Genomic DNA, 11,241 nt, shown 5'->3' with positions numbered 1-11,241 from the left:
CATATCGTCGATGCGCAAAACGCGCCGCGCGGCGAAGGTTTCGAGCTGCGCACCGACGAACACGGCGTCCTGCGCGGTGGTAAGGGCGTCTTTCTCAGTGCGGACGCCCAGCCAAACGCGCAGGGTCAGGTGCTGGATAACAGCGCGGCGATGACCGAAATCGAATACCTGCAGGGTCAGGTGAAAGCCCTCAGCCTGGCCGCCGCCGAAGCCAGCGCGCTGGAGGCCGATATCGCGGCGCAAATCGCCATGTTCAGCGAACGGCTGAAGCCGATAAATCAGGTGGTGCTGGCCAGCGCGCCACAAGGCATGGCGCTGACCAGCGGCGAGCATCTGCAACTGGCGGCGACCCAAAACATGATACTGAACGCCGGTAACAATGCGGATATCGGGGTGATTAAGAACCTGACCGTCAACACTGGTGAGGAAATGGGCATCTTTGCCCTGAAGGGTGAAATGAGCCTGAAGGCCAGCGAGGGCAAGGTCGACGTTCAGGCGCAGAACAACCGGCTGGCGCTTGCGGCGGGCAAAAAAGTGAGCCTCACGGCGGTGGACGGCGACATCCTGTTCAGCGCGAAAAAGCGCATCACGCTGATAGGCGGCGGCAGTTATCTCATCCTGCAGGACGGCAAAATTGAGTACGGCACGGCCGGTGAATATTTCAGGAAAACGCCGCACACGGTGCTGACGGTGGCGAACCCGGTGCGACTGAAAATGCCCGATATGAGACAGGGCTTTACCTATTCGGCGCTCTATCAGCTGGTGGATAAGGAAGGCGATCCGCTGGTCAACGTCCCCTATCGCCTGCAAAGTGCGCAGCGTAAAAAGCTGACGGGCTATACCGACCGGGAAGGGAAAACGATGCCGTTTTACTCTTCAAAACAGGAAGAGGTAGAACTGCACGTCGTGACGCAAAAACCTCAACAAACCGAAACACTCTACTACATCGGTCAGGTTGATCCGCTGGAAATGGAAACTGAACTCAGGGAGGAAGCACAGTGAATATACCCCAGGCACCTGAAACCCCGTCCGGTGGTAACGCACCTTATGAATGCACAACAACCACGGTGGATATGCAGGAGAAACAGGCACGTTTACCCAATGAACAAAGCCGCCAGTATCTGCATCTGAAAGTCGAATACGCCATGCGTTTTCCCCGGCTGACCGCCGCGACCCGCCATAATGGCCGCCTGTATAACATCAGCCTGAAACAACTGATGATGAGCGGCCTTATCCGCGTGGATGAGATTGCCCGCAACTACCACTGGTATTACAAAGCGGAAGTCCCGTTTGATATCCGCACCACGCCACCCAGACCTTATCTGAGTAGTACATTGCTGAAAGCGGAGAAGGAAACAAGGCGTCATACTCTCAACCCGTTCCCTGAAGCAGGTAAGGGCATTTACCGCCGCCCGGATATCATTATTGTCAAAAATAAACAGGACCGCTGGCCGGGGCTGGCGGGACCGGACAGTGAAGGCATTATGCATGCGGATAATCTGGAGCGGTTGGTGGAAGTGAAGTTCCCTGAGGATAAATTTGGGAGCGGACAGTATGAAGACTATATGTTGATAGTTGGCATGGACAGGGAGCGATTTACAATTTTAGAAATTCACGATTGTCGCCCCGATGAAGGTAAACAAGCCGACCACGTCTTTAATGTGGCAGGTAAAGCCGCCAGCAAATACTGGCCCATGTTCTTTTATCCCCCCATTTTCCTGCCCCGCCCGCCGGGTGCGCCGCAGCCTGCACGCATTGAACCCTGGACACATGCGGCGGAAGGTATGGTGGCTGACCTGAGTGAAGGCATGATGGACGGCATTGCCGAAGGATGGGACGCGTTATCGGCGGAGGTGCAGGCGATGTTCAGATACACCGGCGGCTGGCTGAATGACAGCGGCACATGGCTTCACATCCGGGCGGAGGGCACCTGGCAGTGGGTAAGTAAAACAGGTAAAAAGCTCTCCTTCTGGACGGATGAACAACTCAGAGCCGCCTGGGCGGGCATTCAAAAAGCCACTGACCTGACGCTGGAAACCCTGAAACAAATTGACTGGGTACAGGTGCTGACCAGCGTTGCTAAAACGGTGGGGGTGATTTTGGTTGCCATCGGCATCGGTGCGGTGGTGGTAACGCTAGGCATACCGGAAGCCCTGGTAGCGGCATTTTTACTGATTATCAGGCTGACCATTATGGCATGGGAATCGCTGGTCTCCGTACTGGCCGTGGGTGCCGGCACAGCAGCGGTCGCAGCACAATAATAAGGAAACTAAAATGGACTTAAATTATATCGAACGCTGGCTGGCAGATGCCACCGTCAATTATCAGGATGGACGCCCGGCGGTGGGACTGGGATTGATCATTACGGTATTTTTTCGCAATGGGCATACACCTGAAGTGCGTCAAAAAATGGTCGGATGTGTAGATCGTTTTTATAATGAGTTTGGCGTTTTTTTGAAGAAACAAATGAATGGCCGCTGGGTTGGAATAACTGAAAAAAACTATGTCAAAAAGAGACAGGAGATTATTGACTCTTCACCAGAGGAAATTTTTGACTGGTATCTGACATGTTCCACGGAAGATTACCTCGCTCCTGACTACGCGATATCAATTATGGGTAAGCGTATTTTTCATAATGACAATAATCGTTCTGTTATCAAACTAACCTTTCCTTTGAGTCTTTTGAAAGAAGAGGATGGTTCACTGCGCTATCAAGACTGGCTGCTCTGGCTTTGTAACGAATTCGAGGTTGAAAGCGGTTATGCAGGAATATCTTTCTCCCTTCCTCGCGAGTTTCATCGCATGTTCCCTTATGAGTATTCCCTGGCACAACGATTCTCCGGTGTCATGGTAGATTCGATTGGTATGCTTGAAGGCGGAGATGCAGTTGAAGGTATTAAAGGAGCTTGCTGGTACACGATCCTGGGGAATCAATGGGTTGACAAGCTGGGAGGGAGACCCTTTGTTAACAGAATGGTAGCAGACACCCCTGAAATCGCTATCTTGTCCTACAATCAGGGGCTGATTTTACAAGCCGGTCAACAGCCTCCGGGACTCGGAGAAATTAATGACGAAGGCTTACCTTCACTTTTAGTCAAGGTGAATCAAATTATCCGCCCGATACGTCAGGATGGTCATAACAGTCTGCACTTTTATTCAATGGAGGATAACCATCAGTTTAATAAAGAATCCTCCATGAAATGGTATGCCCGCTTTGACGCAGCCAGCGATAAATTACCCATCCCTGAATTATTGCCGGACGAAGATGCTGAACCTGCGCGTATCACAGCTTACAGCGGCGAAACCAGCCCGCACACCGGCCGCTGGGGTACCTTTATCGACGGCAGTTTGCGTTATGTTCATGTGAAACACGGACAAACCCTGCCGGAATATGAAGATAAAGAAGGCAAGTTTCATCGTACGCTATGGTCACTGCTGGAGCGGGATGATAAGGGCAGCGTTTTTATAAACAGCTGAATGACTTTTGGGCGAGTAACCGGTTTTGATTTAAACCGGTTACTGTTTTTCATAAGGAAGTGACGGATTAATTCAAAGGAAAAGAATAATGGGAATTTTACATCCGCAGGAATGTTATTTTTTAGAAAAATTTATCTCAGCAGAACATTATGGCGAAACCCGTGATGCCATCATTGCCTATATCGATGCCCATGAAGAAGCCCTGGCAAGATATAAACGGGAGATGCCTCTCAATGCCCGCAAACTCCCTCAATGGCAACAAGCCGATGTGGTATGGGAAACACGTGTTATGCCTAATCTCAGGCCATTGAAAGATCGTTATATTAGGACTTATATTCTGCGAACTCATGGTGATATTAAGGCATTCGATATCGGTCATGCTATGAGCAATATTAATAGAGGTATTTCTGAGTTTTGGGATGGTTGGATGAGTAGTGATGAAGGAGAGAAAATTTCTGAACTAGGATATTTAGCTTCGGAGCTTGATGATCGATTATCATCAACCCTTGATGCAATATGGAGTGAAGGCCATTTGACTTATATTGGTCGAGGTGTTTACGCATTAGATGAAGTACCGCCCAGAATACCAAGGTATAAACTTGACCCATCTGTTCGTATTGAAATAAATGAAAATCCTGTAGAAACTGGAATATATTTACCTGATATTAATTTCGCCAGTGCGCGGTTTATTCCCGCAGATTTTGGTGAGCCTCCTGAAGCGTGGCAGGGAATAACACGTACAGATAAGACTGCGTTTGATACAGGAAAGCCATTGTTCCACTGGAAAGAATCTAAATGGGCAAAAACCGGCTGGACCCTTATCCGCCGGGTTGAAGGCGAATTTATCAACGTTCCGCCGGACGGATTTTTCCCGAAAGGATTACCGGAAGAATTATACGGCTGGTCGGATAAATAATTGTTAACTGAACATCCGATTTTGATCCGGGAATTATGACTTGTGACAAACACCACAGTCATAATCCCGGTACATTTTCGTCAAATATCCGCCTTTACTTTATCGCTTTTCACCATGCTATTTTTCAGCTTGCCGACAAGCTCACGGCGAAAATCACCGAGTTTAGGTTTATCGCCTTCCAGCCACGGCAGCGGGCGGCAGAGTTCCATGGTTTTGATGCCCAGACGCGCAGTCAGCAAGCCGGCACCGATACCTTGTGCCGCACGGGCTGAAAGACGCGCCGCCAGATCCTGCGACATCCAGTCCATGCCCACTTCACGCACCAGTTCGGATGCACCGGCGAATGCCATATTCAGCAGCACCAGACGGAACAAACGAATACGGCTGTAATAGCCAAGTTCGATGCCGTACAGCACCGCGATACGGTTAACCAGCCGCAGGTTGCGCCAGGCGATGAAGGCCATATCCACCAGCGCCAGCGGGCTGACAGCGATCATCAGCGCAGATTCGGCTGCTGAATGACTGATTTCACGCCGTGCCTGCGCATCGAGAACCGGCTGAACCAGACGGGCATACAGTTCAACCACTTCCCGGTCATTCTGGGTTTCATGCAGTGAGGCCTGCCAGCGTTGCAGCGCCGGATGGCTGTTATCCAGCCCGGCCTGCGCCGCCAGTTTTTCGCAGAATACACGTCCCTGCCCTAATCCATGACTGTGCATTAATTCGCGTGCCGTATCGCGCTCGTCGGCGCGCTGACGCAGGCGGTACAAGCGTCGCCATTCGGTCGCAACGGAACCGACACCGGCGACAATAATCAGCCCGCCTGCGGTGCAGGCACCAAGCGCCACCCAGTCCTGCTGGATCCACGCTTCGTGTACCCATTGCACGCCCTGTGCTACCACGCTGATGCCCAGCACCGCCACGCCGAGGCGCACAATTTTGCCCCACAAACTGCGACGCGGTTTCAGCGCACGGTTGAGCACTGCTTCGGCCTCGCCCTCTTCCTGCTGTTCGTCTGCTTCGGTGGATACCGCAATAAAGCGCTCTGAAATTTGTTCGTCAAACGCCAGCGCCGGTTTGATCACCGGTTCAGCAGGGGCTTTTAATTCCGTTTCAAAATCGATACGCGGTTTGATGGGTTCGCTCATCGCATTTTATCTCCCAGTAAAAACTCCATCACCGCGTCCAGACGGATGTGCGGCAACGGTGTATCCACGCTCATTTCACGCGGACGAAACTCGTCAAAGTGGAACCCCTGTTTTTGCCAGAACGCATGACCCGGCAGACGTGCAGGCACTTCGCCAGGGAACACGGTCAGCGGCGCGCCATCCTGTAACCGGTGACCTTTCAGCGCGGGCAAACTTTGCCCCTGATATTCCACCATGCCGGTTTCCGTCGCCTGCACCGACGCCAGACCGGCGCAATCCATACTGATGCCTTCGAAAGCGGCGTTCTGCCAGGCTTCCTGCACCAGTTGCTGCAACAGCGACACCAGGCTGGCGTGCTGATCGCCGGTAATGTGATCGGCTTTAGTGGCGGCGAACATCAGTTTGTCGATGCACGGATTAAACAGACGGCGGAACAGTGTGCGCTTGCCATAGTGAAAGCTTTGCATCAGCTGCGTCAGTGCCAGGCGCATATCGTTAAATGCCTGCGGTCCGCTGTTGAGCGGCTGCAGACAATCGACCAGCACAATCTGGCGGTCAAATTTCACAAAGTGATCTTTGTAAAAACCTTTCACGATGTGCTGGCAGTAATAGTCGAAACGCGCACGCAGCATACCCAGATTGCTGTTTTTATCCGCCTGCGCCAGTTGCGCATCGGAATAGCGTTTCAGCTCCGGCCACGGGAAAAATTGCAGCGCAGGCGCACCGGCCATATCTCCCGGCAGAACAAAACGCCCCGGCTGGATAAAGTGCAAACCTTCGGTTTTGCAGCGCACCAGATAATCGGTGTAGGCCTGCGCAATCGCGCCCAGCAGATTTTCATCCGCCGGGGCCAGCGGATCACATTGTTCACACAGCGTCAGCCACGGCTTCGCCCATTCTGCACGATCGCCCTGCAACAGCCCCGCCATCTGGCGCGACCAGTCGAGATAGTTTTGCTCCAGCATTGGCAAATCCAGCAGCCATTCGCCGGGATAATCGACGATCTCCAGATATAACGTGGAGGTGTCTTTGAAGTGACGCAGCAGGGAATCGTTGGATCGGTAACGCAGTGCCAGACGGATTTCGCTGACGCCACGGGTCGGCGTCGGCCATGCGGGCGGCGTGCCGTAGAGTGCCGCCAGACCTTCGTCATAGGCAAAGCGCGACACACCCAGATCACGCTGGGGGACGCGTTTCACGCCAAGCAGACGCTCCTCGCGGGCAGCCGAAAACAGCGGTAAACGTGCGCCGCTGTGCATATGTAAAAGCTGGTTAACGAAGGCGGTGATGAAAGCGGTTTTTCCGCTGCGGCTTAAACCGGTGACAGCCAGCCGCAGATGTCTGTCCATGCCGCGATTGATCAGTGAATTAAACTCATTTTGTAGTCTTTTCATTGCTCTCCCTGGCGTAGCGCCCAAACAGCGCGGTCAAAATACGTTTGAATAATGGTTCTAATAATAGTGCTAAAACATACCTCATTGGCCCTTTTCCCACCACGCCCAACACACGCGCTGCCAGCCCGGCAGGGCCAAAGGTCAGCGCCAGCGTAATGATCACGCTGAAAATTTTCGAAAACAGGCTGCGCTTACCCGGCAGCGAGGAATTCAGGTAACGGGTCATAAAGATTCCTTAAGCGGGAGAGGAGAAGGAAAACAGCAGCCGGAGCAACGTCCGGCGGCCAGAGGCAAAGCGGTGAATAAAGAATTAAAGCTGGCGGAACCGGCTGCGTACGCCGAAGGTTTCAGAGGTGACATAGCGTTCGACCTGGCGTAAACGCTGCTCGCTGGCTTTCAGTTCGCGGTCGGCTTCTTCCAGCAAGTTACGCGGCGATGGCGCAGTTTCATCGTCATATTCACTGGCCGGAACAGGGTCAAGCACGTAGCTGAGAATGATGTACGCCACGACAGTGAACATGAACAAACCAAAGAAAATCGACAGCACGGCCATAATCCGCAACAGTTTTACCGGCACGCCCAGATAGTGCGACAGCCCGGCCAGTACGCCTTTTATTACGCCCTCTTCCGGCACGCGGTAGAGTTTTTTCTCAGACAGACGGGTCGCCATTATGATTGCCTCCAGCCCGGATGTTCGGCATCAAGAATTTCTTCCAGTGCCTGAATACGTTCGCGCATACGTTGCGCTTCATGAGTCAGACTGGTGAGATTTTGCATCTCATGCTGACTAAGCTGACTGCCATTTTGCTGGCGATTGCTGTAGTGAAGCCACAACCAAACGGGCGCCACGAATAAAACGAAAATAGTCAGCGGAATAGCTAAAAACAGGAAGCTCATTGTCTCTCCTTATGAGTCTTATTTATTACCGGTTACGGCGTTAATCCTGCAACAACCTGCCTGCGAACAGGCAGGTTTAATGGCAAACATTATGCGTCCTGATTGCCGTTCATTTTAGCTTTCAGCGCAGCAATTTGTGCGCTGATTTCATCGTCGGCTTTCAGTTCGGCAAATTGCTGATCCAGCGATTTCTTTTTACCAATGCTGACGCTTTCTGCTTCCGCTTCCATATGATCGATGCGGCGTTCGAACTGCTCGAAACGCGCCATCGCTTCATCAATTTTACCGCTGTCGAGCTGACGGCGGACGTCACGCGAGGACGCTGCGGCCTGATGACGTAAGGTCAGCGCCTGCTGACGCGCACGGGTTTCGGTCAGTTTGCTTTCCAGCTCACCAATTTCTGACTTCATGCGATCCAGCGTTTCTTCTACCACGTTCACTTCGTTTTTCAGCGTGGTCACCAGCTCGGACAGCTTTTGCTTTTCGATCAGCGCCGCACGGGCCAGATCGTCTTTATCTTTACGCAGCGCCAGTTCGGCTTTGTCCTGCCATTCACTCTGCTGGGATTCACCCTGATCGATACGACGGATCAGTTGTTTCTTTTCTGCCAGCGCACGGGCGGAGGTAGAACGCAGTTCCACCAGCGTGTCTTCCATTTCCTGAATCATCAGACGAACCAGTTTTTGCGGATCTTCTGCTTTATCCAGCAAGGTGTTGATGTTGGCGTTAATGATGTCAGCGAAGCGAGAAAAAATACCCATAATCGAAATTCCTCTTTGTTTCTGTTGGTTTCCGGCCAAATGATTACCGGTTAAATCCGCAGGAAAATTTTTCACTGCGGCGATAAACCTATATCAGGATCCGTGCCAACTTTTTAAAATCATTATCTGCATGAATAAATTGAATTTTTTACTTTTGTCTCTGCTATGCTTATTTTTCGAGATGATTATTTTCACTAAGTGTTAGTGTGTTTCACCACACAAGGAAAGCCAAATGACGGATAACACAGACAATTTACTCGGTGAAGCCAACGCCTTCATTGAAGTACTGGAACAGGTCTCACAACTGGCGAAGCTGAATAAGCCGGTTCTGGTCACCGGCGAACGCGGCAGCGGAAAGGAACTGATTGCGCATCGTCTGCATTATCTGTCGCCCCGCTGGCAGGGGCCGTTCATTTCGCTCAACTGTGCGGCGCTCAATGAAAACCTGCTGGATTCCGAGTTGTTCGGCCATGAAGCTGGCGCGTTTACCGGCGCACAGAAACGTCATCTCGGACGCTTTGAACGTGCGGATGGCGGCACGTTATTTCTCGATGAGCTGGCGACAGCGCCCATGCTAGTGCAGGAAAAACTGCTGCGCGTGATTGAGTACGGTCATCTGGAGCGCGTCGGCGGCAGCCAGCCGTTACAGGTGGATGTCCGGCTGGTGTGTGCGACCAACGATGATTTACCGGTGCTGGCCGCTGAAGGAAAATTTCGCGCCGACCTGCTGGACCGGCTGGCGTTTGATGTGGTGCAACTGCCGCCGCTGCGTGAACGCCAGCAGGACATCATGTTGCTGGCGGAACATTTCGCCATTCAGATGTGCCGCGAACTGTCTCTCCCGTTATTCCCCGGCTTTACCGACTATGCGCGTCAGACGCTGATGGCCTACCGCTGGCCGGGCAATATCCGCGAGCTGAAAAACGTCGTCGAACGCTCGATGTACCGCCATGGTACCAGCGATTTTCCGCTCGATAATATTATCCTGAACCCGTTTGCGCAGCGCACTGCCACCGTGGAAACGGCTGACGTCAGTCCACACGACACGCTGCCGACGTTACCGCTGGATCTTAAGCAATGGGTGACCAGACAGGAAAAAAATCTGATTGAGCAGGCTTTACGGCAGGCACGCTTTAATCAGCGTAAAGCCGCAGAGTTGCTGAACGTGACTTATCATCAGTTGCGCGGAATGTTGAAGAAACACGCGATTCAGGTCAATTCGCAGGAAGGGGCTGAATAACAGGCAAAAAAAAGCCAGCACCCGAGCTGGCTAAGTAATACTGGAAGCAATGTGAGCAATGTCGTACCTCGCGATTAACGTCCCTGGCGGGTCGTCTCTCGTCCGGTGAAAAGAATGATAATAGTTCTCAGTATCGTCTGTAAAGCACTTTGTTGAGAATATTTCTCATTACCACACTGATATTATGGCTACTTTATGAACACCTTAAGGTCACTAAGGACTACCATTCGGGGAACGGATCGGCCATGTTGACCCAGTGTTCGATGCCTTCTGCCATCTGCTCTTCGCTTAACAGACACGCATCCAGCTGCCGGATAATCTCTTCTTTATTCAGGTGCTGGCCGATAAACACCAGTTCCTGGCGCATATCGCCAAACGGCTCAACCCATTTCTCCATAATGTGTTCACGGGTCTCCTCGTCCTGCGGCCAGTCGCTTTCAGGCAGCGAACGCCAGAAAATACCCGCCATGCCATAATGCGCTATGCCGCCCGCCTGACTCCACTGCCCGGCAAAGCGCGGACGCGACGCCAGCCAGAAAAAGCCTTTGGAACGCAGTAAGGTACCGCCCCCCCAGTCGCCGTGCACCACGCGGTAAAACTTATCCGGATCAAACGGCCTGCGTGCGGTGTAGACAAAACTGCTGATGCCGTACTCTTCGGTTTCCGGTGTGTGTTCACCGCGTAACTCTTTCAGCCAGCCCGGCGCCTGCTGTGCTTTGGCGAAATCAAACCGGTGCGTATTAAGCACGGCTTCAAGCGGCAGGCTGCCGGGGGAAATCGGTATAATGTGCGCATCGGGATTGAGGCTTTTCAGCAATGCAATCACTTCCCGCTGTTGCAGGCTGTCGAGAAGATCGGTTTTGCTCACCAGCAGCACGTTGCAGAATTCTATCTGGTCGATCAGCAAATCCGTCACGCTACGCGCATCGTCCTCGCCGAGACTTTCACCAGCCTCCTGCACACTGCGCGCTTCCTGATATTGCTGCATAAAGTTGACGCCATCGACCACGGTCACCAGCGTATCCAGTCGTGCGAACTGCGACAGACTTTCACCGTTTTCATCTTCGAAAGTGAAGGTTTCCGCCACCGGCAGCGGTTCTGAAATACCACTCGATTCAATCAGCAGATAATCAAAACGTCCGGCCTGCGCCAGCTCACGCACGGAAATCAGCAAATCTTCCCGCAACGTGCAACAGATGCAGCCGTTGCTCATTTCCACCAGTTTTTCCTGCTGACGGTCGAGCGTGATTTCACTGGCGACCAGTGCGGCGTCAATATTCACCTCGCTCATATCATTGACGATCACCGCCACGCGCAATCCCTGACGGTTGTTCAGAATATGGTTGAGAACGGTAGTTTTACCTGCGCCAAGAAAACCGGACAGCACGGTAACAGGGAGTAAGGACAT

12 protein-coding genes are annotated in these 11,241 nt (G+C 52.5%); 5 read left to right on the top strand and 7 right to left on the bottom strand.

From position 1 onward, the window contains the following. The 4 genes from DXU84_RS17100 to DXU84_RS17085 form a co-directional block, all read left to right on the top strand. Window positions 1-1,002 (top strand): type VI secretion system Vgr family protein (locus tag DXU84_RS17100; RefSeq protein ID WP_153376279.1); only part of this gene is annotated, 1,002 nt, incomplete at its 5' end. After that, window positions 999-2,261, top strand: coding sequence for a VRR-NUC domain-containing protein (locus DXU84_RS17095; RefSeq protein WP_217243906.1), 1,263 nt, complete (start codon window positions 999-1,001; stop codon window positions 2,259-2,261). The genes DXU84_RS17100 and DXU84_RS17095, both read left to right, overlap by 4 nt. Before the next feature lie 13 nt (window positions 2,262-2,274). Then, complete coding sequence (locus DXU84_RS17090) at window positions 2,275-3,477, top strand: DUF3396 domain-containing protein (protein ID WP_153376277.1); 1,203 nt, start codon at window positions 2,275-2,277, stop codon at window positions 3,475-3,477. 88 nt (window positions 3,478-3,565) lie between these two features. Continuing rightward, window positions 3,566-4,393 carry a type VI secretion protein ImpA gene (locus DXU84_RS17085; RefSeq protein WP_153376275.1) on the top strand — a complete coding sequence of 276 codons (828 nt, stop codon included), beginning with the start codon at window positions 3,566-3,568 and terminating at the stop codon, window positions 4,391-4,393. 80 nt (window positions 4,394-4,473) lie between these two features. On the opposite strand, the gene DXU84_RS17080 is transcribed toward DXU84_RS17085, so the two are convergent. The 6 genes from DXU84_RS17080 to pspA form a co-directional block, all read right to left on the bottom strand. Beyond that, entirely contained in the window at window positions 4,474-5,541 is a 1,068-nt protein-coding gene (locus tag DXU84_RS17080) for a YcjF family protein (RefSeq protein ID WP_013576046.1), read from the bottom strand. Continuing rightward, complete coding sequence (locus DXU84_RS17075; RefSeq protein WP_153376273.1) at window positions 5,538-6,935, bottom strand: YcjX family protein; 1,398 nt, start codon at window positions 6,933-6,935, stop codon at window positions 5,538-5,540. Before DXU84_RS17075 ends, DXU84_RS17080 begins: the two co-directional genes overlap by 4 nt. Beyond that, window positions 6,916-7,161: a phage shock protein PspD gene (locus DXU84_RS17070; protein WP_037035548.1), complete on the bottom strand. Its 246-nt coding sequence runs from the start codon at window positions 7,159-7,161 to the stop codon at window positions 6,916-6,918. Before DXU84_RS17070 ends, DXU84_RS17075 begins: the two co-directional genes overlap by 20 nt. Window positions 7,162-7,245: 84 nt before the next feature. Further along, window positions 7,246-7,605, bottom strand: coding sequence for an envelope stress response membrane protein PspC (pspC, locus tag DXU84_RS17065; protein ID WP_013576049.1), 360 nt, complete (start codon window positions 7,603-7,605; stop codon window positions 7,246-7,248). Next, complete coding sequence (gene pspB / locus DXU84_RS17060) at window positions 7,605-7,832, bottom strand: envelope stress response membrane protein PspB (RefSeq protein ID WP_013576050.1); 228 nt, start codon at window positions 7,830-7,832, stop codon at window positions 7,605-7,607. Before pspB ends, pspC begins: the two co-directional genes overlap by 1 nt. Window positions 7,833-7,921: 89 nt before the next feature. After that, window positions 7,922-8,593 carry a phage shock protein PspA gene (gene pspA, locus DXU84_RS17055; RefSeq protein WP_013576051.1) on the bottom strand — a complete coding sequence of 224 codons (672 nt, stop codon included), beginning with the start codon at window positions 8,591-8,593 and terminating at the stop codon, window positions 7,922-7,924. 232 nt (window positions 8,594-8,825) lie between these two features. Between pspA and pspF the strand changes: the two genes are divergently transcribed. Further along, window positions 8,826-9,833 (top strand): phage shock protein operon transcriptional activator, encoded by a 1,008-nt coding sequence (pspF, locus tag DXU84_RS17050; RefSeq protein WP_131637913.1) that lies wholly within the window; start codon window positions 8,826-8,828, stop codon window positions 9,831-9,833. 220 nt (window positions 9,834-10,053) lie between these two features. Here pspF and zigA read toward each other — a convergent pair whose 3' ends face one another. After that, window positions 10,054-11,241, bottom strand: coding sequence for a zinc metallochaperone GTPase ZigA (zigA, locus tag DXU84_RS17045; protein WP_153376307.1), 1,188 nt, complete (start codon window positions 11,239-11,241; stop codon window positions 10,054-10,056).

The sequence above is a fragment of the Rahnella sp. RcJ3 genome (assembly GCF_009498575.1).
Classification (GTDB): domain Bacteria; phylum Pseudomonadota; class Gammaproteobacteria; order Enterobacterales; family Enterobacteriaceae; genus Rahnella; species Rahnella aceris.
The sequence above is the reverse complement of the archived record's forward strand: the minus strand, read 5'-3'. Positions and strand labels throughout refer to the sequence as shown.

Bases quoted from the DNA above. Each gene is read 5' to 3' on its own strand.
- DXU84_RS17090 (WP_153376277.1), top strand. From the start codon at position 2,275: ATGGACTTAAATTATATCGAACGCTGGCTGGCAGATGCCACCGTCAAT.
- zigA (WP_153376307.1), bottom strand. From the start codon at position 11,241: ATGTCCTTACTCCCTGTTACCGTGCTGTCCGGTTTTCTTGGCGCAGGT.
- pspC (WP_013576049.1), bottom strand. From the start codon at position 7,605: ATGGCGACCCGTCTGTCTGAGAAAAAACTCTACCGCGTGCCGGAAGAG.
- pspA (WP_013576051.1), bottom strand. From the start codon at position 8,593: ATGGGTATTTTTTCTCGCTTCGCTGACATCATTAACGCCAACATCAAC.
- DXU84_RS17075 (WP_153376273.1), bottom strand. From the start codon at position 6,935: ATGAAAAGACTACAAAATGAGTTTAATTCACTGATCAATCGCGGCATG.
- DXU84_RS17085 (WP_153376275.1), top strand. From the start codon at position 3,566: ATGGGAATTTTACATCCGCAGGAATGTTATTTTTTAGAAAAATTTATC.
- DXU84_RS17080 (WP_013576046.1), bottom strand. From the start codon at position 5,541: ATGAGCGAACCCATCAAACCGCGTATCGATTTTGAAACGGAATTAAAA.
- pspF (WP_131637913.1), top strand. From the start codon at position 8,826: ATGACGGATAACACAGACAATTTACTCGGTGAAGCCAACGCCTTCATT.
- DXU84_RS17070 (WP_037035548.1), bottom strand. From the start codon at position 7,161: ATGACCCGTTACCTGAATTCCTCGCTGCCGGGTAAGCGCAGCCTGTTT.
- pspB (WP_013576050.1), bottom strand. From the start codon at position 7,832: ATGAGCTTCCTGTTTTTAGCTATTCCGCTGACTATTTTCGTTTTATTC.